At 62.2% G+C, this 23195-nt stretch carries 23 protein-coding genes; 14 read left to right on the top strand and 9 right to left on the bottom strand.

Going from position 1 to position 23195, the window contains the following annotated elements; all coding sequences use genetic code 11:
- Positions 1-70 precede the first annotated feature (70 nt).
- The 3 genes from ACVZUB_RS27095 (at position 71) to ACVZUB_RS27085 (ending at position 3422) form a co-directional block, all read left to right on the top strand.
- Positions 71-1270 carry an acetyl-CoA C-acyltransferase gene (locus ACVZUB_RS27095; protein ID WP_007730836.1) on the top strand — a complete coding sequence of 400 codons (1200 nt, stop codon included), beginning with the start codon at positions 71-73 and terminating at the stop codon, positions 1268-1270.
- Entirely contained in the window at positions 1267-2052 is a 786-nt protein-coding gene (locus ACVZUB_RS27090; RefSeq protein ID WP_007730838.1) for a RhlG family 3-oxoacyl-ACP reductase, read from the top strand. Before ACVZUB_RS27095 ends, ACVZUB_RS27090 begins: the two co-directional genes overlap by 4 nt.
- A gap of 170 nt (positions 2053-2222) precedes the next feature.
- Positions 2223-3422, top strand: a complete 1200-nt coding sequence (locus ACVZUB_RS27085) for a DUF4185 domain-containing protein (protein ID WP_482627926.1) — start codon at positions 2223-2225, stop codon at positions 3420-3422.
- A 6-nt stretch (positions 3423-3428) separates the two neighbouring features.
- Here the strand turns inward: ACVZUB_RS27085 and ACVZUB_RS27080 are convergent, their stop codons facing one another.
- From ACVZUB_RS27080 to ACVZUB_RS27055, 6 genes are all read right to left on the bottom strand, one after another.
- Positions 3429-5468, bottom strand: a complete 2040-nt coding sequence (locus ACVZUB_RS27080) for a YhgE/Pip domain-containing protein (RefSeq protein ID WP_065455008.1) — start codon at positions 5466-5468, stop codon at positions 3429-3431.
- 133 nt (positions 5469-5601) lie between these two features.
- A complete protein-coding gene (locus tag ACVZUB_RS27075; RefSeq protein WP_047269425.1) occupies positions 5602-6198 on the bottom strand; it encodes an SRPBCC domain-containing protein in 597 nt (198 codons plus the stop codon).
- Positions 6195-6572, bottom strand: coding sequence for an ArsR/SmtB family transcription factor (locus ACVZUB_RS27070; RefSeq protein WP_003942971.1), 378 nt, complete (start codon positions 6570-6572; stop codon positions 6195-6197). Before ACVZUB_RS27070 ends, ACVZUB_RS27075 begins: the two co-directional genes overlap by 4 nt.
- Before the next feature lie 61 nt (positions 6573-6633).
- Positions 6634-7317 carry a GntR family transcriptional regulator gene (locus ACVZUB_RS27065; RefSeq protein WP_003942830.1) on the bottom strand — a complete coding sequence of 228 codons (684 nt, stop codon included), beginning with the start codon at positions 7315-7317 and terminating at the stop codon, positions 6634-6636.
- Positions 7318-7353: 36 nt separating this feature from the next.
- On the bottom strand, positions 7354-8085 hold the full coding sequence (cuyB, locus tag ACVZUB_RS27060; RefSeq protein ID WP_050655975.1) for a cysteate racemase: 732 nt from the start codon (positions 8083-8085) through the stop codon (positions 7354-7356).
- Between the two features lie 174 nt (positions 8086-8259).
- Positions 8260-8763, bottom strand: coding sequence for a PASTA domain-containing protein (locus tag ACVZUB_RS27055; protein WP_054827219.1), 504 nt, complete (start codon positions 8761-8763; stop codon positions 8260-8262).
- Between the two features lie 131 nt (positions 8764-8894).
- Between ACVZUB_RS27055 and ACVZUB_RS27050 the strand changes: the two genes are divergently transcribed.
- The 5 genes from ACVZUB_RS27050 to ACVZUB_RS27030 all read left to right on the top strand — a co-directional run bounded on the left by ACVZUB_RS27050 (position 8895) and on the right by ACVZUB_RS27030 (position 14034).
- Complete coding sequence (locus ACVZUB_RS27050) at positions 8895-9599, top strand: type 1 glutamine amidotransferase (RefSeq protein ID WP_054827220.1); 705 nt, start codon at positions 8895-8897, stop codon at positions 9597-9599.
- 120 nt (positions 9600-9719) lie between these two features.
- Positions 9720-10889 (top strand): DUF4185 domain-containing protein, encoded by a 1170-nt coding sequence (locus ACVZUB_RS27045; protein WP_482627925.1) that lies wholly within the window; start codon positions 9720-9722, stop codon positions 10887-10889.
- A gap of 22 nt (positions 10890-10911) precedes the next feature.
- Positions 10912-12174 (top strand): helix-turn-helix transcriptional regulator, encoded by a 1263-nt coding sequence (locus tag ACVZUB_RS27040; protein ID WP_003943037.1) that lies wholly within the window; start codon positions 10912-10914, stop codon positions 12172-12174.
- 148 nt (positions 12175-12322) lie between these two features.
- Positions 12323-13411, top strand: a complete 1089-nt coding sequence (locus ACVZUB_RS27035; RefSeq protein WP_007730860.1) for an S-(hydroxymethyl)mycothiol dehydrogenase — start codon at positions 12323-12325, stop codon at positions 13409-13411.
- Positions 13408-14034, top strand: coding sequence for an MBL fold metallo-hydrolase (locus tag ACVZUB_RS27030; protein WP_007730862.1), 627 nt, complete (start codon positions 13408-13410; stop codon positions 14032-14034). Before ACVZUB_RS27035 ends, ACVZUB_RS27030 begins: the two co-directional genes overlap by 4 nt.
- 49 nt (positions 14035-14083) lie before the next feature.
- On the opposite strand, the gene ACVZUB_RS27025 is transcribed toward ACVZUB_RS27030, so the two are convergent.
- On the bottom strand, positions 14084-15058 hold the full coding sequence (locus ACVZUB_RS27025; RefSeq protein ID WP_482627924.1) for a phosphotransferase enzyme family protein: 975 nt from the start codon (positions 15056-15058) through the stop codon (positions 14084-14086).
- Between the two features lie 82 nt (positions 15059-15140).
- Positions 15141-15632 carry an Lrp/AsnC family transcriptional regulator gene (locus tag ACVZUB_RS27020; protein ID WP_007730865.1) on the bottom strand — a complete coding sequence of 164 codons (492 nt, stop codon included), beginning with the start codon at positions 15630-15632 and terminating at the stop codon, positions 15141-15143.
- 137 nt (positions 15633-15769) lie between these two features.
- Here ACVZUB_RS27020 and kynB point away from each other — a divergent pair, with 137 nt between their 5' ends.
- Genes kynB through ACVZUB_RS27005 form a run of 3 tightly spaced genes read left to right on the top strand, consistent with a single transcriptional unit; the run spans position 15770 to position 19249 of the window.
- Positions 15770-16501, top strand: coding sequence for an arylformamidase (gene kynB / locus ACVZUB_RS27015; RefSeq protein ID WP_482627923.1), 732 nt, complete (start codon positions 15770-15772; stop codon positions 16499-16501).
- Positions 16498-17763, top strand: a complete 1266-nt coding sequence (gene kynU / locus ACVZUB_RS27010; RefSeq protein WP_058226910.1) for a kynureninase — start codon at positions 16498-16500, stop codon at positions 17761-17763. The genes kynB and kynU overlap by 4 nt, the downstream gene beginning before the upstream one ends.
- Before the next feature lie 52 nt (positions 17764-17815).
- Positions 17816-19249, top strand: coding sequence for an amino acid permease (locus ACVZUB_RS27005; RefSeq protein ID WP_003943087.1), 1434 nt, complete (start codon positions 17816-17818; stop codon positions 19247-19249).
- Positions 19250-19262: 13 nt separating this feature from the next.
- On the opposite strand, the gene ACVZUB_RS27000 is transcribed toward ACVZUB_RS27005, so the two are convergent.
- Complete coding sequence (locus ACVZUB_RS27000) at positions 19263-19949, bottom strand: dienelactone hydrolase family protein (protein ID WP_482627922.1); 687 nt, start codon at positions 19947-19949, stop codon at positions 19263-19265.
- Positions 19950-20005: 56 nt separating this feature from the next.
- Here ACVZUB_RS27000 and ACVZUB_RS26995 point away from each other — a divergent pair, with 56 nt between their 5' ends.
- The 3 genes from ACVZUB_RS26995 (at position 20006) to ACVZUB_RS26985 (ending at position 22882) form a co-directional block, all read left to right on the top strand.
- The gene (locus ACVZUB_RS26995; RefSeq protein ID WP_482627921.1) at positions 20006-20950 is read left to right on the top strand and encodes a D-cysteine desulfhydrase family protein; all 945 of its coding nucleotides are present in this window, start codon (positions 20006-20008) and stop codon (positions 20948-20950) included.
- Positions 20947-21804, top strand: coding sequence for a helix-turn-helix transcriptional regulator (locus tag ACVZUB_RS26990; RefSeq protein WP_030536017.1), 858 nt, complete (start codon positions 20947-20949; stop codon positions 21802-21804). The genes ACVZUB_RS26995 and ACVZUB_RS26990 overlap by 4 nt, the downstream gene beginning before the upstream one ends.
- A 94-nt stretch (positions 21805-21898) precedes the next feature.
- On the top strand, positions 21899-22882 hold the full coding sequence (locus tag ACVZUB_RS26985) for an ABC transporter substrate-binding protein (RefSeq protein ID WP_482627920.1): 984 nt from the start codon (positions 21899-21901) through the stop codon (positions 22880-22882).
- Positions 22883-23195: the final 313 nt, after the last annotated feature.

The following is a 23195-nucleotide window of genomic DNA, read 5'->3' as shown; positions in this document are numbered from 1 at the left end:
TGCGCCTTTATTAACCCCCGGCGGTTAATAAAGGCGCACAGCACTTCGTGTTCGACGAAAGGATTCCCCGATGAGGCAAGCTGTCATCGTTTCCACCGCCCGTACCCCGATCGGTAAGGCGTACCGCGGCGCGTTCAACAACACTCAGGCTCAAGAGCTTGCTGCACATGCCATTTCGAATGCAGTTCAGCGCGCGGGCCTCGAGGGCGGCGAGGTCGAGGACGTCATCCTCGGCGCCGCGCTGCAGCAGGGCTCTTCCGGCGGCAACGTCGCGCGGCAAGCGGTACTGCGGGCCGGGCTTCCGGACTCGGTTTCCGGAATGACGATCGACCGTCAGTGCTCGTCCGGTCTCATGGCCATCGCAACCGCAGCCAAGCAGATCGTGGACGACGGAATGCAGATCGCGGTCGGCGGCGGAGTCGAATCGATCTCGTTGGTCCAGAACGATCACATGAACAACTTCCGCGCGGCTGATCCGTGGCTGAAGGAAAACAAGCCGTCGATCTACATGCCGATGCTGCATACGGCCGAGATCGTCGCCGAGCGCTACGGAGTCACCCGCGAGCAGCAGGACGAGTTCGCGCTCGTCTCCCAGCAGCGGACCGCAGCGGCCCAGGACGCAGGTCGGTTCGATCTCGAGATCGTCCCGCTGCCCTCGATCAAGCAGGTGCAGGACAAGGAGACGGGTGAGATCCGCAGCGAGTCCGTGACGCTGACCCGCGACGAAGGCAACCGCGCTTCCACCACGTTGGAAGGGCTGTCGAGTCTGCGACCGGTTCTGGCCGACGGGACTGTCAGTGCTCATTCGTCCATCACTGCGGGCAACTCGTCTCAGCTCTCCGACGGCGCTTCGGCGTCGGTGCTGATGGAGGCAGGCGAGGCGGAACGCCGCGGGTTGGCGCCTCTCGGTATCTACCGTGGCATGGCTGTCGCGGGTTGCGCTCCCGACGAGATGGGCATCGGACCGGTGTTCGCGATTCCGCGTCTGCTGGATCTTCACGGCCTGAAGGTCGACGACATCGATCTCTGGGAACTCAACGAGGCCTTCGCCTCTCAGGCCCTGTACTGCCGCGACAAGCTCGGGATCGATCCCGAGAAGTACAACGTCGACGGTGGCGGTATCTCCGTCGGCCATCCGTACGGAATGACGGGGGCTCGTCTGGTCGGCCATGCTCTTCTTGAAGGAAAACGGCGCGGAGCCAAGCTCGTGGTGGTGACCATGTGCATCGGCGGCGGTATGGGTGCTGCCGGGCTTTTCGAGGTCGCATGAGCTTGATCGAGGGACTGTTCGACGTCAGTGGCAAGACCGTTGTGGTCACCGGTGGATCACGCGGCATCGGATACATGATCGCTCGCGGGTTTGTCGAAGGCGGAGCGACGGTCGTCATTTCGGCCCGAAAAGCCGAAGCCTGTGACGAAGCCGCGCGAGAGCTTTCGGAGTTCGGCACCTGCATTTCGCATCCGGCCGATCTGTCCACGGACGAGGGGGTCGAGAGCCTCGCTGCGAAGGTCGCCGAGATTTCGCCGACGCTCGACGTACTGGTCAACAACGCCGGTGCCACGTGGGGCGCTCCCGTCGACGATTTTCCGGCCGCAGGCTTCGACAAGATTTTCGACATCAATGTCAAGGCAATCTTCCTACTGACGCAGAAGCTGTTGCCGCAGTTGCGGTCTGCAGCCACGGCGGAAGATCCCGCGCGCGTGATCAATATCGGATCGATCGACGGACTCGTGGTGTCGGGTTCGGAGAACTTCTCGTACGGAGCCAGTAAGGCTGCGGTGCACATGTTGACGCGCAAGCTCGCGGCAACGCTTGCGGGGGAACAGATCACGGTCAATGCCATTGCGCCGGGCCCGTTCCCGTCGAAGATGATGGCATTCCTCCTCGAGGACGAGCAAAGTGCAAAGGCTGTGGCGGACTCGGTCCCGTTGGGCAGGGTCGGAACTCCCCAGGATGCTGCAGGTCTTGCCATTTTCCTGGCTTCACGTGCCGGGGCTTATCTGACCGGCGCGGTGATTCCACTCGACGGCGGTGCGAGCGGAGCGCGCTGACCTACTGACTGATCTTCTCTGTCCGAAAAGGCCTGAAAGTCTGAACTACTATGACTTTCAGGACTTTTCGCGTCTTTGTCTGATTGGGTTATCTGTGACTGCAGTTGCTAGATTGTCCGAGGTTCGGGGGGAACGACGACAACACCAACAATCCCGGCCATGGGGGAGTCATGTTTCGCGCGGGGAGATCGTTGGGGGTGTTCGGGGTAGTTGCCGCTCTGGCAGCTGCTGCCTTCACGGCGGTGGCTTCGCCGGCGATGGCTGCGCCGGGATGCGTCGGAGTCAGTGGCGTCGGCAGTAGCGGTGGTCCGGCCAATGCGGCGCCGTGGCTCAACGGCAACACCGGAGGGTTGCCAGGTCTGTCCGGTCGTACTGCCGTGATCGAAAAGGTCACCGGGACATACAGTCCAAACAAGACCGTTGATCGCTTCAATGTCCTGGGTACCGACCTGGGCATCATGTGGGACAACGGTGCGGGGCAGATTCTGACCGCTTTCGGCGATACCACCGGGCTCAGTCGTAACCCCGGCTGCGACGGTTTGGTGGGCGAGTGGCGAAGCAATGTACTCTTCCGCAGCTCGGATCGGGTACTGGCCGACGGTATGCGCATCGACAGTGCGCCGATGGACGGCACAGCTCAGGCGCGTGAGATCATTTCCGGTCTGAAGATTCCGGGTGTCGAGGCCTCCAGCATCCCCACGAGCGGCATCGCAGTGAACGGTGTGCAGTATCTGAGCTACATGTCGGTGCGTAACTGGGGCGAGGCCGGGCAGTGGAGCACGAACTACTCGCAGATTGCCACCTCCTCGGACAACGGCGAAACGTGGACCACTCGTCCGGAAACGCTGCGCCCCAACATCGGTGGGGTTCTTCCCGCGGGTGTCGCCCCCGTCGCCGGTAGCGAGAACTTCCAGATGAGCTCGATGGTGAAGGACGGCGGGTTCGTCTACAACTACGGAACTCCCGCGGGACGATCTGGCGAGGTTCGACTTTCTCGCGCGTCCGAGGGTTCGATCCTCGATCTTTCCGCCTACGAGTACTGGAACGGAAGTGGCTGGGTCCGTGCCGATCCCGCTGCGGCCGTACCCGTCATGGACGGCCGCATCGGTGAGGTCTCCGTTCAGTACAACGAGTTCCTCGGCAAGTTCGTGGCGATGTACGCCGACGCGTTCAGTTCGATCGTGATGCGAACCGCTCCCAGTCCGGTCGGTCCGTGGACGGCACCGGAAACATTGGTCAATCTGGTCGAGGTTCCCGGTATCTACGCCGCATACATCCACCCGTGGTCGAGCGGTTCGGATCTGTACTTCCTTGCCACCACGTGGGCCGACTACAACGTCATGTTGATGCGTACGACGCTCGTTCGCTGATCCGACTCACGCTTGCGTTTGCTGGAGGTACACGATCTCCTCGGTGATCGGCGCGTCGTCATCGGCGTCGGTCGGCGGTTCTTGTCGGCGGCGCCACCAGATGGTGAACAGGACGGCTCCGATCACCAAGGCAGCCAGAGCGATTACCGCCACCCAGAATTTCGGGCCGTAGTATCCGACAAGGACCATGCGCATGGCGTTGCGCGCCCACGTGAGTGGCATCAGGGCGTGCAGCCACTGCAGAACCGTCGGCATCTGTTCGATGGGGTATACCGCGCCGAAGGCGAAGATCTGAATCATCAAGGCGCCCAGAGCGATGAAGGTTCCGTTGACGGCTCCGAACACAACGGTGAAGAGCCTGCCCGAGCTGACCGCGGCGGCACCCACCAGGATCATCACTGCGATCATCGCCAGGACACTGGGTGGTTCGACGTTTGCCACGGTCAGTGACACCACCGACAACACGAGCGCCGCGACCAAGGTGACCAGGGCGGGAATGCGGTAGCGGCGCAGCCCCTCACGCACCACGCTGGTGTGCGAGTTCAGTGAACGTCCGCGTCGTGGGCGGACGACGAACCACGTGAGAATTCCGCACAGGAACAGTGCCACCGAGATCACGGCAGGGACGGCTCCCGGTCCGAAACCGGCTGCGGGATAGTTGTTCCGCGCGTCGACGGCAACCGGGGACGAGAGCAGATTGGCCGTGGTGGCGCGCTCGTCGTCCGTGAACTGCGGCACCTGGGCGGCACCGTCGGACAAACCGGTGGCGAGTTCCGCGCTACCCGCGTCGAGCTCGCCGACGCCGGCCGATAGCTGCCCGAGACCGTCACGGAGCGCAATACTTCCAGTGTCCAACTGCCCCAGCCCGGTGGAAAGTTCCTGTGCACCGGTAGCGAGTTGGCCTGCACCGTCGGACAGTTGGCCCAGGCCGGTGTTGAGTTCACCTGCACCGGCCGCGGCGGCAAGGAGCCCACCACGGTAGTCGCTGCTCGGATCAGTGAGCTGCCGCGAGATTTCCCGCGCGCCGTCGCGAAGCTGACCGAGCTGACCGATCACGTCGTCGTCCGACGGTTGTGCGGTCAGGGAAGCCCGCAGTCCACCCAGGGCTTCGACGAGTCCGGCGGAGACCGGATCGGCCGAGTTTCGAAGCATCGACGTGAGGGCGTCGATCTGACCGACGACGGCGTCCGAGGACCCCGCGAGGTCGAGTACCGGGGTGGTGACCATGTCGACCACTTCGCTGATCTGTCGGGCGCCTGCGCCGAGTTCGTCGGTGCCCCCGACCAACTGGTTGAGTCCGCTGCTCAGCTCGCCCGAGCCGGCAGCAGCTTCGCCAGCTCCGGCAGCCAGCTCGCCGGCTCCGGCGGCCAGCTCCTTGCCGCCCTGATTTGCTTCGCCCATGCCGGTGGCGAGTTCCTTGCTTCCAGCGTAGAGCTCGTTGGTTCCGGCAAGCGCTTCGGAGGATCCGTCGGACAGCTGTTGCGCTCCTGCTGCTGCTTCACCGAATCCTGTTCCGAGTTCACCCAACCCGACCAGCACCTGGTCGATGGACTGCTCGCCGATCGACTCGGAGACCGCCGAGCGCACCTGAGCGATGATGCTTTCACCGACCGGGCCGGCGACCAGACTGTTGTAGTCGTTGTACAAGACGTCGAGTTCGGCCTTGCGGCCCGAACCCGATGCGGCACTGGCCACATCCGCGCTGAAAGTTTTCGGAATGACGACCGAAAAGTAATAGGTGCCGTCGTTGACGCCGTCGGCGGCTTCCTGTTCCGAGACGACCTTCCATGCAACGTCTCCGCTCTCGACGAGCGCGGCAACAACTTCATCGCCGGCTTGCAGACGTGTTCCGTCGAGTTCTGTGCCCGCATCGGCGTTGACGATGGCGACGGGCAAGCGGTTGACCGTGTCGCCCGGATCCCACAGTGCCCACATGTAGAACGCCGCAATCGACAGCGGTGCGATGACGAGGACAGCGAGAACTGTCCGGATGATGTGCGTGCGTCGCGTCGTGGCCGCGTTGTCGACTACGGGTTGTGGCGCCATGTGGAGCTCTCTTCTCGTGGACCGAAGCAGGTGTGGCACGAAAGGAAGCCACCAAAACTGCTGGACATACGTCCAGCTCGGTCACGATACAAAGCTAACGGCCATCCTGTGACCGTTTTCGAAGAATTGGGCGTTATCGGCCGCCGTGCTCTGCCTCGATCTTTGCCCACTCCCACCCTCGGAAGTTGGCCAGACGAAGCTCCTCTGCTTCGTCGAAGGTGTACCACTCGGTGCTCGGCGCATCAGGGAGAGTGCCGCGCAAGTATTCGCCCAGGTAGTGAAGTGGGCCTTCCCAGCCGGTTCCGACGCCGTAGCAGCCGGTGTCCGGGTCGTTACGGAAGACATCGGCGACGGAGGCGTGCTCCAACTCGAGCCAGGTGGCGTCGGGGCCGTCGGCAGTCAGCCGGATCTCGACCTGATCGCTGTATCCGCGATCGCCGGGCGGTGTCCACTGCAGTCGCAGCAGGTGTGGGGCGTCGCAGGCCAGGATCTCGCCACTTGCCTGGCCTTCGAAGGCGTACGAGCCGCCCACCTGGAAGTCTCCGCTCACCGGAAGGAAGAAACGGTTGATGCGGTCAGGGGTCGTGATGGCATCCCAGACGTCGTCGACCGACGCGTTGTAGCGGCGCTTGAGTACGGCAGTTCGAGCCGAACCTTCTGCGATGTCGCGGTTACCCATGCTCCGCTCCACCGCGGTGAGGCTGGTGTCCTGGTTCGCGATCTCGGTCATTGTGAGTCTCCTTCGTCGGAAGAATTCGATTGTGAAGATCTGCTCCGCTTCGAGCCGCGTCGTTTCCCGCGTGCGAGTTCTGTGGCCAATGCGTCGAGAGGGCCGCTCCAGAACTGCCGGAATCCGTCGAGCCATTGGTCCACTTCTTGCAATGGCGCGGGCTCGACGGCATAGAGACGCCTGGTGCCTTCGCTGCGGACGGTGGCGAATCCGTTTTCTCGGAGTACTCGCAGGTGTCCGGACGCGGTCGGTTGCGAGATTCCGAACTCCGCTGCCACGACTTCGGCGATCTGACCCGCCGAGCGCTCGCCGCCGGACAGGAGTTCCATGATTCGTCGCCGCACTGGGTCTCCGAGAACGTCGAATGCATGCACCAGTCATTTATATCGGCAATGACCAATATAGGCAAGCGCCGAAACTTGTACCCGGACTCGGTCAGTCCGAGAGCGCGAACTCGTCGGCGTCGAAAAGTTCGCCGATCAGCCCGCCGAGATGGCGTCGATGTTCGGCTGACAGCGTCGCTGCCGCCTCGGCATCGTGGTCTGCGCACAGCTTGATCAGCCTGTTGTGATGATCGACGGAGTCCTGGCTCCCGAGGAGGCTCGAGAACTTGCGGTAGTAGATGCGGTGAATTTGTGGGTGAACCTGGTGAATCAGCTTCTTCAACAGCGGATTCGCCGCAGCATCGATGATGACGCTGTGTAGGCGATCGTCTGCGGTCAGGGCTCGGCCTATGTCGTTTCGTTTGACGGCGGCAGCGAAGTCCTTGTTGGCCGAACGCATCGCCCCGATCATCTCGTCGGTGAGATTCGGTACAGCGGTGACGACGGCCAGTTGGTCGAGAGCCTCGATGACTGCGAGTGTTGCCTCGACGTCGCCGCGGTCGAGGGTGGTGATGCGCGTGTACGCACCGGGTTTCGCTTCCACGAGTCCGGTGTCGACCAGCCTTGCGAGCGCTTCGCGGACCGGAGTTCTGCTCAAGCCCAGATACTCGGCGAGTTCGCTGTCCTTGATCTTCGAGCCCGGCGCCAGTTCACCGGTGACGATCGCTTCGCGAATGCGTTCGAGAGCGATGTCGCTCATTCGTGCTCGCTCAACCGGTTTACCGCCACGCAACATACTGGATATCGTACTCTGCAGCCTCCCTGCTGCAGGTCAGCCCGAAACGACCATCGAAGGGTGTCTCCGGGCATCTGCAACCCGCCGGAGCAGAGCGCGGGCGAGAATTGTTGCCGGATCGATGATCTGACAGGTTGTGGCGTCGGCGGGCAGTCCGAGCGGAATCTCGGTGCATCCGGCCACGACGACCTGCGCGCCCGATTCGACGAGAAGATCAGCGGCCCTGACGAGCTTGTCGGTGGTCTCGTCTCCGACGTTGCCGCTCTTGATTGCTCGGATCGCCGGCATCACCAGTTCGTCCTGGATCGCAGGTCCGGGCACCAGGACGTCAATCGAGTATTCCGACAGCCATTGTTGATACAACCCGGTGCGGACCGTCCCCGTGGTGGCCAATAGTCCGACGGATGTGACGGCGGGTGAGAGCGTCCGGATGTGCCGAGCGACTTCGTCGATCATGTGGACGACGGGAAGTCCCAGTTGGGACGAGATGGCGGGCAGGAAGGCGTGGGCGGTATTGCATGGGATGGCGAGCGTCGTCGCGCCCGACTCTCGGAGAACGCGCGCACCGCGGATCAGCCAGGGGGTGGGGTCAGGGCCGTTCTCGGTGAGTGCCAATGTCCGGTCGGGAACGGTGGGATCGGCCCAGATGACAACTTTGGGGTGCTCCTGATCCGTCGAACCTGGTGTCAGCGCAACGAGTTTGGAGTAGAAGTCGGCAGTAGCGGCGGGCCCCATGCCTCCGAGTATTCCGATGACGGGGTCGCTCATGGCCGCCGGAGAGTTGACGCTCTGCCGTATTCGTTGCACCTTCATATTGCAATCCAACCTTTCGCATCCAATATATTGGATACTCGTAATGTTGACTACAGTGAAGGAGATCGGAGGTGGTTGTCAAGTAAGGCGCAGCGTTCCCGGAATTGCGAAGTTCGAAAACTCAGTCGATCAGCAGGGGTTCGGTTCGCCGATCTTCACGGCCGAGAGCACGGCTTCGATTTCCCCGAAAGGACTTCCGGCAGAGGGTGTCTGATCGACGACAATCCAGTTGGAATCGACCAGTTGGCGTCGACCCGCGCCGGTTGCGTCAGCACTTCTGGAGAAGAAGACTCCGGCCGACTGAATGGTGTCCTGCGCGTCTTGAAGATTCATGCACACGACGTTGGGCATGATCGCGGGAGCTGCAGCGGGCGTCACTTCCGCGGCGACTGGGGTCGTGGCCAGTGGAGAATTCGTCGTACCGATCACCGAGGTGGTCAATGGAGCCCGAGTCGTCGTGGGTTGAGTTGTCGAGGTTGCAGTGGTGGTCGCGGTGGATGTTGATTCGGCCTCGCTGTCGGTGCTTGTTCCTGAGCACGCGGCAAGTGACGCCAAGGCGAATGCGCTGAGTCCGATGCGAACGGCAGTTGAGGGCGGGCGAATCGATGTCGAAAAGAGGTGTGGTGCGCGCACAGACGTTCCTTGTCGGTAAAGGGGCGATGAAAGCGGAGATTCGAGCGCAGAGCACATCCGACGCCGTCGATGTGCCTTATGTCGAATAGAACCATAGGCTTTCGGCACCGGATTCGAGAGGAATTGCCTACATGCATTTTCTGGAACTACGACACGCGCAGTGTGAACCCCCAGCGGCGTATTCGCCTGTCCTGGAGAGCTACGGAGACGTGCAGACTGTTCTTCTGGGCACCGACCCGCTTCCAGCACATCGACGGTTCGACGCCGTGATCGTGATGGGCGGGCCGATGGGCGTCGGCGATCAGGGCGAGGTCGAGTGGTTGGCATCCGAGATCGAATACATTCGCGATCTGGTCGAGAGCGACGTCCCGGTGTGGGGAGTGTGTCTGGGTTCGCAGTTGCTCGCCGCAGCGCTGGGTGCTCGCGTCTACACGGGAGCGGTACCCGAAGTCGGAGTTGAGGAGATCACCTTGACTGTCGAGGGCCGGCAAGATCCCGTGTGGGGAGATCTGCCCTCCACATTTCCTGCAATGCAATGGCATTCGGATACCTTCGACATACCGAACGGCGCGGTGAGGCTCGCTGGTTCAGCCAAGTATCCGAATCAACTCTTCCGATACAAGCAGAGTTACGCCGTTCAGTTTCACCTCGAAGCGTCCTCCGCGGTGGCGCGCGAGTGGATGGAACTGGCCGAGTACCGCGATTCGCTGCATGCTTCGTTGGGAGTGGACGGTCCGCGCATCTTCATGGATCAGTTGGGTGCAGCCGAGTCGCAGGGGCTCGAGATTGCCGCAGCCGTGATGGAGAAATGGTTGAAATCCATCTCCACCGAATAAGCCCGTTTTGTCCTGATTGACCGATTTACCTGTTACCTTGTGTTCTCGTGGGTGGATGAACCGATCCGGTCGAGCAACACACCTCGTAGAGTCCGGATCTCCCCCCGCGAAAGGGGAGCGATGCGCCGGATGCGGAAGATATCGACAGCAGCAGTGACGTGTGTACTCGCGTCGACCGCGGTCTTGGGGGCGACCCAGGCCCATGCATCCCCGTGGGATTGCAATGTCACCGGGAGCTTGGATCAATCAGGTGGGCCGACCAATCCGATTCCCTGGCTCAACGGCACGGATGGCAAACTGCCGGAATTGCAAGGCCGCACCTCGGCGGTCGAGTACATCACGGGCGCGCTCAGCCCCAACCAAACCGTCGAGCGGTTCAATGTTCTCGGCACGGATCTGGGCATCATGTGGGACAACGGCGCAGGTCAGGTCCTGACAGCTTTCGGTGACACCGTCGGTATCGGATCTGATCCTCTGTGCTCCGGGGTGGTCGGCGACTGGCGCAGCAACGTCCTGTTCCGTAGCTCCGACGGAAATCTGTCCGACGGCATGAACATCGACTCCTCACCGACCGACCGACCGAATCACTCGCGCGAGATCATCGGAAGTCTGAAAGTCACCGGCGTCGAAACCAGCAGCATTCCGACGACGGGTATCTCCGTGGGCGGCGTTCAGTACGTCAACTACATGTCGATACGTTCGTGGGGAGGGTCGGGCGAGTGGGTCACCAACTTCTCGCAGATCGCGTCCTCGCACGACAACGGTGAGACCTGGCAGATCGAACCGGCCTCGTCCCGGCCCAATCTGCCGTTGACAGGTAACGACAACTTCCAGATGGGGTCCTTCGTCAAGGACGGTGGTTACGTCTACAACTTCGGCACCCCCGCCGGACGCTTTGGCGAGGGGCGTCTCTCGCGAGTCAAGGAAGCCTCCATCGCGGACGTCGCGGCGTACGAATACTGGGACGGAAAGGCATGGGTCCCCAACAATCCCGCTGCCGCTGCAGTAGTTCTCGACGGGGATGTCAGCGAACTGTCGGTGCAGTACAACAACTATCTCGGAAAGTTCGTCGCGATGTACTCCAACGAGTGGGGAGCGCTGGTGCTGCGGACGGCCTCGGACCTGACCGGCCCGTGGAGCGCACCGGACGTCGTGATCGGCACCGACGAGGTTCCGGGACTCTACGGCGCGTACATGCACCCCTGGTCGCAGGGGCAGGACCTCTACTTTCTCGCCACCACGTGGTCCGACTACAACGTGATGCTCATGAAGACCACGCTGCACCAGTGAACCGGATGGTTATCGTTGAACAGTGAGCACCACCGACAATGCGCTACTGATCACCGCCCTTCGAGACGTGTTGGTGGGACCACTTCCCGAAATCGGCCGACGATTTTCGACGCTGATCGCGGACATGGCGCCGCACACCTCTCTGGTGATCTTCACCCGTGAGTGCACCGGTAGGCCGCGCAAGGTTGCCGGGGATCCAGCTGTCGTCGATCGTGTGACCATCGCCGAACTCGACCGTATCCGTACGGATCTCACTGTCGGACAGATATTTCGGGGAAAGTGCGCTATCGCCGGCCGAGACCGTGAAGTGCTCGCGATGCTCGATCGAACAGACACCCTCCTCGTGCTGACGCCACACCCCGGACCGGTGAAGGCGGCATCCCTCGAATTGATCCAGGCACTGTTCGCGGTGACTGCAACCGGAATTCAGCTCCAGGTGCGGAACGCGAGTCCGGCATATCTCGCCGAGTCGCGGGCAGCGTCGTCCGAGCGTGCACGCACCGTGGCAGAGATGACGGAGGTGCATGCGGCCACCCTCGAGACGATGCTGGCGACGCTGCGCTCGGCGGATCTCGACGACACGCGTGCTCGAACCTCGGCCAGGGAGACTGCGGCTTCGGCCCTGATCGGCCTGCGTTCGGCCGTCGACGTGCACCGCGAGTTGGCCGAGGAGTCGACCACCACCGCTTTTGCGCGGATGCGTGGGGAATTGCGTTCGCTGCTCAAGCATCGGGAAATCGCGTTGGAGTTGGTGGAGCCACCCGTCGACGGGCGTGGGTTACCCGGTGAAGTGGCGCACGGCGCCCGCGCGGTCGTCCGCGGCGCGGTCTTGGCCTTGTCGGATCAGCAGACGCTCTCGCGAATCCGGGTGGCCTGGACCCTCGACGCGGCTTCGCTCTCGATCGACATCCGCGACGACGGTGGTGGTGAAGCCGACGTGATCGACGTGGAACGCCAATTACGTTCGAGGGTAGAGACTTTGGGTGGAACCGTCGAATCCGAGTCGACGCCCGGGTGGGGGAACCGGATCAGCGCAACCATCCCGCTCGACGCGCCCGTCGCCCTACCGAACCGCGACGTCCTGACGGAACTGGCTCCGCGGGAGTTCGAGGTACTCGAGCATCTGGTGGCCGGACGGCGCAACAAGGCAATCTCGGAGCGACTCGGCGTCAGTGAGAGCACAGTCAAGTTTCATGTTGCCGGGGTCCTGCGGAAATTGGGCGTCGAGAGTCGGGGTGCGGCGGCCGCCGCGGGCGCCGAGGCCGGCGTGAAGCCTGCACCCTAGTCCTTTCGGCCAGGTCGGTCAGTCAGTTCGACCAGGGTTGCGGGCACCTACTTCGGGCTAACCTTTCAACGAGTGCACATATCGCAATGTGAAAACACGGCGCCATGTGACGACACGTCCTCAATCGCACGAAGCCAGGAGCAAAGCCATGCCACAGCAGGTACGCGGCGTCATCGCCCGATCCAAGGGTGCCCCCGTCGAAATCGTCCCCATCACGATTCCCGATCCCGGCGCCAACGAGGTAGTGGTCGCCATTGCAGCGTGCGGTGTGTGCCACACCGACCTGACCTACCGCGACGGCGGAATCAACGACGAGTACCCGTTCCTGCTCGGGCACGAGGCGTCGGGCATCGTCGAGAGCGTCGGCCCCGGTGTCACTCACGTCGAGGTGGGCGACTTCGTCGTCCTCAACTGGCGTGCAGTATGCGGGCAGTGTCGTGCGTGTAAGCGTGGCCGCCCGCAGTACTGCTTCGACACGTTCAACGCCGAGCAGAAGATGACGCTCGAAGACGGCACCGAACTGACGCCGGCACTCGGCATCGGCGCATTCGCAGACAAGACGCTGGTTCACGAAGGCCAGTGCACCAAGGTCGACGCCTCGGCCGATCCGGCTGTCGTCGGACTGCTCGGTTGCGGCGTCATGGCCGGCATGGGTGCCGCGATGAACACCGGCAACGTCGGACGCGGTGATTCGGTGGCTGTGATCGGGTGTGGCGGCGTCGGCGACGCAGCGATCATGGGTTCACGCCTGGCCGGTGCCAATACCATCATCGCCATCGACCGGGATCCACGAAAGCTGGAGTGGGCCACGGAACTTGGTGCCACGCACACGATCAATGCCACCGAGGTCGACGACGTCGTCGAAGCGGTCCAGGAGCTGACCGGAGGTTTCGGCGCCGACGTGGTTGTCGACGCAGTCGGCCGTCCCGAGACCTGGAAGCAGGCGTTCTACGCCCGCGACCTCGCGGGAACCGTAGTGCTGGTGGGAGTTCCGACGCCGGACATGAAGCTGGAAATGCCGCTGGTGGACTTCTTCTCGCGCGGCGGAGCCCTCAAGTCGTCGTGGTACGGCGACTGCCTGCCCGAGCGTGACTTCCCCGTTCTGGTCGACCTGTACCAGCAGGGGCGTCTGCCGCTCGAGAAGTTCGTCAGCGAGCGCATCAAGCTCGACGAGGTCGAGAAGGCATTCGAGACGATGCACCGCGGCGAGGTCCTTCGTTCGGTGGTGGTCCTGTGACATTGCGAGTCGATCGCGTCGTCACCTCGGGCACGTTCAGCCTCGACGGCGGAACATGGGACGTCGACAACAACATCTGGCTGATCGGTGACGACAACGAAGTGGTGATCGTCGACGCAGCTCACACCGCGCAGCCGATCATCGACGCTGTCGGTGGACGCAAGGTGATCGGAATCGTCTGCACCCACGGCCACAACGACCACGTCACCGTTGCGCCGGAGCTGGCCGAGAAACTCGACGCTCCGATCTACCTGAACCCGGCCGACGATGTCCTCTGGGAGATGACTCACCCCGGGGTGAAGCATCTGAGCTTGGAAGATGATCAGCGTATTGCTGTGGCGGGTACGGACATTCTGGCCATCCACACACCGGGCCATTCCCCGGGGTCGACCTGCCTCTACCTGCCCGAGGCGGGGGAACTGTTCAGCGGCGACACCTTGTTCTCCGGTGGACCCGGCGCAACGGGGCGGTCGTACTCCGACTTCCCGACCATCATCGGGTCCATTCGCGACAAGCTGTTCGCGCTCCCCGCCGAGACCAAGGTTCACACCGGTCACGGCGACGGTACGACGATCGGTACCGAGGCGCCGCATCTCGAAGAATGGATCCGCGCCGGATCCTGATGTGGTCAGAAGCGAAGTGGGGACGCCGGTACCGGCGTCCCCACTCTTGTCACAACGCTGATGCCCAACCGGCGGTGTCGTTCTCACCCGGGATCGCCATCAGGCCGTGCCACAGTTCGAGGATCTCGAACCATTCTGTCTCGGATCGGCTGAGGGGACGGACGGATTCGTAGCCGGCGCGCAGGCTCTGCCGTACCGCGATCGGTGTCGGTCGCCAATCGGTGAACAGGGTGCCCAGATAGACGCTTGCCTTGGCCAGGTCGCTCACCCGGTGGTCGATCACCACGTCGTCGAAGTCGAGTACTCCGGTGGTCCGAGAGTTTCGAGTCAAGATGTTGGCTGCACGGAAGTCGTTGTGTACCAGTTGAGTTTGGTCATCGAGCTCGGACGCACGCGCCAGGAGGCCCGCGAGCCTACGCGTTGCCTCAGGCGCGAACCCGCGGTCGAAATTCTCGAGCCAACCACCGATGCGCTCCTTCAACCCGGTGCTGCGCGACGAGAAAACCGATCCGTCGACATGGGTGGCGCCGAGCGTTCGGTGTATTTCTGCCAGACATGCTCCTGCCGAACGGACCGCCACGCGGTCCTGCACGTCCAACCAATCTCCCGCCAACTCCGGCAGTGCGGTGAATGACACTGCGCACGAAGGCCCTTCCAGTGTTTCCCGGTCCAACAGTGTTTCCCGGTCCAATCCGTTCAGGGACGTGATTGGTGACGGAACGGGCACGCCCTGCGCGGCGAGTGCGCTCAGCAGGCGCGTCGACGCCTCCAGGTTCGCGAAGCGCTCTGTGTCGCGCGACCACTTCACCACCAGCCCACCTCGGTCGCTCGCAACCCACACAATCGCGTTCTGGTCACTGATCGCCATTCGCGAGCACTCGAGGGCCGTCAATCCCCAAGTCTGCTCGAGTACCGCCGAGACCCAATGGGTGGCTGCGCCGAAGCTGTTGAATCCGAATCGCTGCTTCAGAGCGGCTTCCGACTCCACCGACTCCCAGAGCATGGACAACCCGAGTGGCAACATGCCGTTCGACTCTAGTGGGGGAAGTTCGAATCGAGGTGTCGATCTCGGAAGCACCCGAAGACGCCTTGGCGACAGCTGCAGTTCAGCCGCCTTGACTCAGTTCGCTGAAGATCAGGTTGGTCTGGGTATTGGCGATGGCCGGATCGTTGAGGTGCGCGCTGACGAAATCGCGAAGCCGAGTGGGGGATTCACACGACACGTGCACCAGGAGATCACGGTCCCCACTCATCAGGAACACTCGCTGAACGGAATCCAATCCGCTCAGGTGCTCGGCAATTTCCGTCATCCGACTTCTGGCGTGGGAGTGAATCAGAATCGACACCATCGCCGAGATCTCGAGGCCGAGTAGCTCGAGGTCTATGTCTGCGTGAAACCCCTTGATGACGCCCGATTCGCGTAGAGCGCGCATCCGCGCCAGAGCGGTCGACGGCGCTATCCCGACCTTCTCGGCGAGTGCGTTGTTGGGGATGCGTGCATCCCGGACGAGTTCGCGGAGAATCGCCGTATCGACGTCGTCGAGCCGAACATGATTCGGCCGAGCTGCGGCAGCTGCCCGTTCGATCGCATTTATCATCCGATTTCTCCCTGCCGTCGCGAAAATATTCAGCATCTGTTGACCGCGCCCGTCGATGATCCTAGCTTTTGCCAAACACATCGAATTATCAAACGGTCGAGATCTACACAGTCGACTGTTGCGACGAAGGGGTCTGGATGCTTCCGAGGATCGGCCGACACGCGGGCGACGGACACACGGGCGACTGGAGGGCGCGGTTGATCGACATCAGCCCGCCGATCTCCGAATCGACGCCCGTGTGGCCAGGCGATACCGCCTTCACCCGCGCTGTCACGTCCGACCTCGGCGGCAGTGACGCCGTCACCATCAACCGAATCACCACCACTCCGCATATCGGTGCTCACGCCGATGCGCCGGCGCACACTCGCATCGACGGCGCGACCATTGGTTCCGTTCCCCTCGAGCCCTATCTCGGCGAAGCACTGGTGGTCGACATGACGGGGGTCGACGGTGCCGCCTGCATCAGGCCCGTCGAAGAGACGGTGGAGCGACTCGGCGGCCATCTGCCGCAACGGCTGATTCTGAGGACGTACCCGAAGTACCCACGCAAGTGGGACAACGACTTCGCCGGTGTTTCTCCGGAGCTGACCCACTGGTTCGCCGACCGCGGTGGAGTTCTGATCGGAATCGACGGCGCCTCGTTCGATCCGATGGACAGCAAGACCATGGACGGGCACCACGCGGCAAGCGATCGTAGCGTCGCGATCCTCGAAGGACTTTTCCTCGACGACGTCGACGAAGGCTACTACGAGTTGATCGCACTGCCGCTGAAGTTCCTCGACCTCGATGCCAGCCCGGTACGGGCCGTGCTCCGGACTCTGCCTTCATCACCCTCAACGCCGACACATGCAGGAGAAGAATCGTCATGACATCGACAGCCACACTTTCGTTGGAAGACTGCGTCAAGGCCGACGCAGTGGATCCCCTGAGGGAGTTCCGCCGCGAGTTCGCGATTCCGGAGGGCGTTCTCTACTTCGACGGAAACTCGCTCGGCGCGCGTCCCATTGCCGCGCAGGAATGCGCCGCGAGAGTGATCGGCGACGAGTGGGGCAACGGCTTGGTTCGCAGTTGGAACGAGGCTGGATGGTTCGACCTCCCGGTCCGCCTCGGTGACAAACTTGCCCCGTTGCTGGGAGCAGGTGAAGGCGAAGTGGTAGTGACGGATTCGACGTCGATCAACCTGTTCAAGGCATTGGCCTCTGCGCTGTCCATCGCGGCTGCTCAGGATCCCAGCCGGAAGGTGATCGTCTCCGAGCGCGACAATTTCCCCACTGACCTCTACATTGCGGAGGGCATCATCTCGCTGCTCGATCAGGGATACGAACTACGCCTGATCGACCAACCGGGCGACCTCACCGAAGCAGTAGGACCGGACACCGCCGTAGTGATGTTGTCGCACGTCAACTACCGCACCGGAAACCTGTATGCGATGACGGAAGTCACTGCAGCAGTGCAGGAACGTGGCGCCCTCATGATCTGGGATCTCGCACACTCGGCCGGCGCCGTCACTGTCGATCTGAGCGGTGCCGACGCCGACTTCGCGGTCGGGTGTACGTACAAGTACCTCAATGGCGGTCCGGGTTCACCTGCATTCATCTGGGTCAACCGTCGCCATCAGAACACCGGAATCCAGCCGCTGTCCGGGTGGTGGGGGCACGCGCGACCGTTCGCGATGGAGTCGGCCTACGAACCGGGCGCAGGAATACGACGGTTTCTGAGTGGTACTCAACCCATCACGTCGTTGTCACTCGTCGAATGTGGTCTCGACATCATGCTCAAAGCTGACATGGCCGACATCCGCAGCAAGTCGCTCGCGCTGGCCGATCTCTTCATCGGCCTCGTCGAGGAGCGTTGCGCTGCTTACGGTTTGGAGTTGATCACGCCGCGCGAGCACGAGCGTCGTGGCTCGCACGTGAGTTTTGTTCATCCCGAGGGCTATTCCATCATGAAGGCTCTCATCGCGCGGGGCGTCATCGGCGACTACCGCGAACCAGGAGTGCTGAGGTTCGGTATCACTCCGCTCTATCTCGGATACGCCGACGTGTGGAACGCCGTCGACGTGTTGCGAGACATCCTCGAGAACAAGTCCTGGGATCGCCCCGAATTCCGCGAGCGCGACGCAGTCACCTGATTCTTCCAAGTTTCCGCGGACCGGGAGGTACCGCCTTTCGCAAGGAGCTTTCATGAGTGATTTCAAAAACATTCAGCAGCGAGAATCAGGTCTCAAACGCGAACTCGGCCCCAAGCAGATGAGCATGATCGCGCTCGGCGGTGCAATCGGCACCGGACTCTTCCTCGGCAGTAAGTTCGCCATCGGCTTTGCCGGCCCGAGCGTCATCATCAGTTACGCGATCGGCGGGTTGATCGCCCTCCTGCTGATGGGTGCCCTCGCCGAAATGACTGTTGCACATGCGACATCAGGTTCGTTCGGTGCGTACGCAGAATTCTACGTCGGACCGTTGATCGGCTTCCTCGTTCGCTATCTCTACTGGTCATGCATCGTCCTCGCGGTCGGGACCGAGGTCACCGCGATCGGTGAATACATGCAGTTCTGGTTCGCCGACGTACCGTCGTGGCTGTGGATCGTGTTGTTCTCCGGAGTGCTGATCGGCGTGAACATGTTCAACGTCAAGGCCTTCGGAACGATGGAGTACTGGTTCTCGACGATCAAGGTCTTCGCGATCGTGGCGTTCATCGTGATGGCAGCGTACGTCGTGTTCGGTAGCGGAAACCCGGACTACGGATTCCACAATTACACGGCCGGTGGCGGATTCTTCCCGAATGGTTTGTCCGGCATGTGGTTTGCCGTGATCGTATCGATCTTCAGCTACTTGAGCATCGAGATGATCGCCATTGCGGCCGGTGAGGCGGAAAACCCGGCAGTGGCGGTGAAGAAGGCATTCCGTGTGACGATCGTCCGACTGTTCGTCTTCTACATCGCAACGCTTGCCTTGATTCTGGCAATCGCTCCGATGGACAAGATATTGAGCGGCGGAAGCCCTTTCGTCACGGTGATGCAGGTCGTGAAGATTCCGGGCGCAGACAGCGTGCTGAACTTCGTGGTGATCATTGCCGCGCTGTCCGCGATGAACAGTCAGCTGTACGTGTCTTCGCGAATGATGTTCTCGCTCTCCCGTGCTGGTGACGCGCCGGCCATTCTCGGCAAGGTCAGGGCCAACGGCTCACCGGTCAATGCCTTGCTGCTGTCGACGTCGGGTATCGCCGTCGCAACAATCGTCTACGTTCTCTTTCCCGAGCAGGCATTCACCTTGATGATCTCGCTGTCGATGTTCGGGGCAATGGCGACGTGGCTGCTGATCTTCGTGACGCACTGGTTCTTTCGCAAGCGGATGGCGAGCGAAGGACGGACACTCTCCTTCACGATTCCGTTCTTCCCGGTGGGGACGATACTGGGAGGTGTCCTCATGGTCGCGATCCTCGTCACGACGTTGTGGGTCGAGGATTTCAAGATGACCTTGGTGTTCGGAGTACCGTTTGTCCTCGCCGTGATCGGCATCTACTACTTCACCCGCTCACGTCGGGCACAGAGTCGAGCGGTGACGGCTGAGCAGGTTCAGGACGAGATCACCGGCACGGTGGTCAAGCGGGTGCCCTGACTCGCGCTGGCAATCAAAGGGTTTCGTTGAAGAACTCCATAGTGCGGGTCCACGCGAGGGCAGCAGAGTTCGGGGCGTAGTGGCTGGCCGAAGTGTCGTTGTTGAACGCGTGGCCGGCGTCGGAATAACGGTACACCCGAGCGAGATCGCAGGCGGTTGCGCGCAATTGCTCGACGCTCTCGGGTGGGATACTCGGATCCAAGTCGCCGTAATGGCCGAGCCATGGGACCTGCAGTTGCGCAGCGAGTTCAGTGCCTGCGGCAATCCCATCCCATCGGGCTTCTGCAACGCCGCCACCGTAGTACGTGACAGCGGAATCGACGAGGGGTACGGCGGCACACCACAGGGATGCGCTGCCGCCCATGCAGAATCCGAGGGAGCCGACTTTCTCTGCTCCCTCGGATCGGCTGTAGTCGACGGCGGCACGTACGTCGTGGCCGATGCTTGTGCTGTCGAGTGCCATGAGCGCATCCTTCGCGGACGGGAAGTCGGTGAAGGAGGTCTGTGCGCCGCGGTGGTAGAGATGCGGGGCGACGGCAAGGTAGCCGGCATCGGCGAGACGCTCGAGGATGCTCTCGATGTGCTTGTTCACGCCCCACGCTTCTTGGAGAACCACCACCGCATGCTTCGGTTCTCCTGGCGAATCCGGTCGGCTGACGGTCAGCGGCACGTCGTGTGTGGTCGTCGTGAAAGTTCCCATATCCAGACTGTAGGCGAGCCCAGCCTGTAGACGGACCGTCGAACTAGACTCGTCAAATGTTGAGTTCCGCCGTACAGCCGATCAGCTTGGGCAGTTGGCCGACGCCCGTCGAACCTCTGGCGCGTTGCGCGCAGGCACTCGGATTGGGGCCGGAAGACCTGTGGATCAAACGTGACGACGTCACCGGCCTGGGCGGCGGCGGCAACAAGATCCGAAAGCTGCAGTACACCTGCGCTCAGGCTTTGGCCGTCGGCGCGACGACTCTGATCACTACCGGTGCACCGCAAAGCAATCACGCTCGCTTGACTGCGTCGGCAGCAGCCCGTTTGGGATTGCGTTGTGTGCTGGTGCTCGGTGGTGCCGAGCCGGAATCCGCGCAGGGAAATCTCGTTCTGGATGCACTCGCGGGCGCTGAGATCGTCTGGGCCGGTGGGGACACGGCATCCGCGCTCGACGCCGCGGCGCAGGCCGTTGCTGACTCGGGCGGTGTACCTTTTGTCATTCCCTTCGGTGGTACCAGCGCGGTGGCCGCGCAGGGTTACGTCGACTGCGCACGCGAGATCGAGCACCAACTCTCCGGCGTCGATCGCGTCGTGGTTGCACTCGGATCGGGCGGAACGATGGCAGGCCTTGTCGCGCATCTGGGCGTCGACAGAGTTGTGGGCGTCGACGTCGGGGCTGTTGCCGACCCGGTGTCGACTGTCGCTGGGTTATTGGACGAGATGCCTGGTCCGGCCGCGCGAGCCGCAGATCTTCAGATCCTGCGAAACCAAGTTGGACAAGGATATTCGACGCTCACGGAAGCATCAGCCGGCGCGATCCGATGTTTGGCTCGTACTGAGGGCATCTTCCTCGACCCGACGTACACCGGCCGAGCCTTTGCGGGATTGATCCAACTCGTGAAGGACAAAGCCATCACGGCGGGATCAAAAACGGTCTTCCTGCACACCGGTGGGTTGCCTGGCCTGTTCGGACATCCCGAACTGTCGACGCTGCGGTGAGCGAGCAGATCGACTACCCGCTCAGCAGTCCGCTCGACGAACTGTCCGAGTGGCAACGCGTCGTTCGACCGCTGCGCGTCAGTGCCGACGGGTACTTGCGGTTGGCGACCAATCGGCTGGCCGTCGATTCCGACTACACCTGGGAGATGCACCGCCACAGCGATCACGAATTGCTGTGGGCGATCGACGGTGTTCTCGAGGTCCGTACTCCGGAGACTGTGTACACGGTGCCGAGCGGGGTCAGTCTGTGGATCCCGTCCTATGTTCCCCACGAGGTGACGGCGCGTAGCGGCACAGAATTGTCGTGCACGTGGTTGGTGGCATCCGATGTGACCGGGTTGGATCGTGTGGTGGCCTTGTCCACCCCTCCGCTGCTCGAACAAGTACTCGATCACCTCACCCGAGACGACTTGACCGACGCGGCTCGTCGACGAGCCGAGGCGTTTGCCATCGACCTCGTCGAACCCGTTCCGCGACTGATTTTCGATGTGCCGCTGCCGACGACGCCGTGGCTTCGGCAGATCGCAGATCAGTTGGTTGCCAGCCCGGCCGACACCCGATCGGTCGAGGAGTGGGCCACCGACGCAAAAGTCAGTACGAGGACTCTCACACGACGGTTTCCGGCCGAGACCGGATTGACCTTCTCGGAATGGCGTATGCGATTGCGGGCTCATCACGCGATGCAACTTCTGGCACTCGGTCGAAGCATCTCGTTTGTGGCGCGGAAGACGGGTTTTCGTTCCGAAAGCGCGTTCGGTGCGGCTTTTCGTCGAACGATGGGCGTGACACCGGGGGAGTTTGCAAGCCTGATCGATCATCCGCGCGCGCCAATGACCGATTGGCTACAGGACTAGTCCGAACAGCGACTCAAAGCATCTCGATCGGACTTGTGCCGCGCCGCAGAATGAACTTAGGGTTGGCTAAACAATCACCCTGTAGGAGTTCTGCGTGCGCGCAATTCGATCATTTTCTTTCGGTTCCAGAGTCATCGCAGCGGCGGCGGTTGCCGTCGTAGGTGCGATGGTGGTGACCGGCTGTTCCTCGTCGTCGGCCGACTCCGAGCAGACGGACGTCCGGACCGTCGCGTCGGCGTACGGGGACATCGAGGTTCCGGTTTCACCTGAGCGCGTCGTCGCCGCGTCGTACGACACTCCTTGGCAGCTCATGTCCCTCGGAGTGAAACCGGCTGCTGTGCAGGACTACGGCAAGTGGATCAGTGAATTCACGCCGGAGCAGCAGGCCTTCGTCGACGGGCTCCCGACCATCGGGCCTTTCGGGGAAATGAACTTCGAAGCGATCGCTGCGGCGGATCCCGACATCATTGTCGGCGACGCCGACGAGGTGGACCAAGCGGCGTTCGACCGTCTGTCCGGCATTGCACCCACCGTCATCGTCAAGGGAGAGAGCCGAGGCGACTGGAAGAAGATCACCACCGAGCTTGCTGAGGCAATTGGCAAGACCGACGTGCTCGAGTCGACGCGGACTGCTTACGAAGAGAATCTCGAACGTGTCCGTGGCGAGTACGCCGACGTGATCGCGATCAACAAGTGGATTCACATTTCACTCGGAGACGCGCCCGGCGCTTTCTCGGTTCAGCAGCCCACCGGTGCGATCGGCAATTTGGTGGTCAACGAACTCGGATTGGCGTACGGGCCCGGTGTTCCGACCAATTACACCGATGCCGGATACGCGTCCTATCCGATGGAGCAGTTGGCCGACATCCTGAACGGCGTGACGGTCGTGCTGTATCCGCTGAACGCGGACGGGTCGACCAGTGCGGCGGTTCAGGCGGTCCTCGACGACAACCTCTTCACGAGGCTGCCGGCGGCGCAGGCCGGGCACGTCTTCGGATTGCAGTCGAGCGTCACAGACTTCGTGACCGCGAACGGTTGGCTGAACGAAGTGAAAACGAAGGTGTTTGCAACGCTCTGACGCTTGCTCACCTTTTTACTGCGTGCCCGCAACTGACCAGTTGAGGGCGCGCAGTCTTTTTGGTCGCCACTACGAGCGGAAATCCTGTCCTCTGCTTATGATTTCTGTCACTGCCGGTTACCGTTACTTCGACGAGGGCGACGCGGTTCGACCTTGCCTTGGCAGGGATCATCGATCCTCGGCGACGTGCGGAGGTGGTCGCCATCCCCGCAGATCCGTGGGGTATTTTGTCCGTATCTACTGTCGGGGTGAGCAGTGATGTGCGGGGGAGTTTTTGGTGAGTACAAGCGCTCGTGCCGTCTTTCGAGCAGGG

It is taken from the genome of Rhodococcus sp. OS5, from assembly GCF_056837585.1.
The sequence above is the reverse complement of the archived record's forward strand: the minus strand, read 5'-3'. Positions and strand labels throughout refer to the sequence as shown.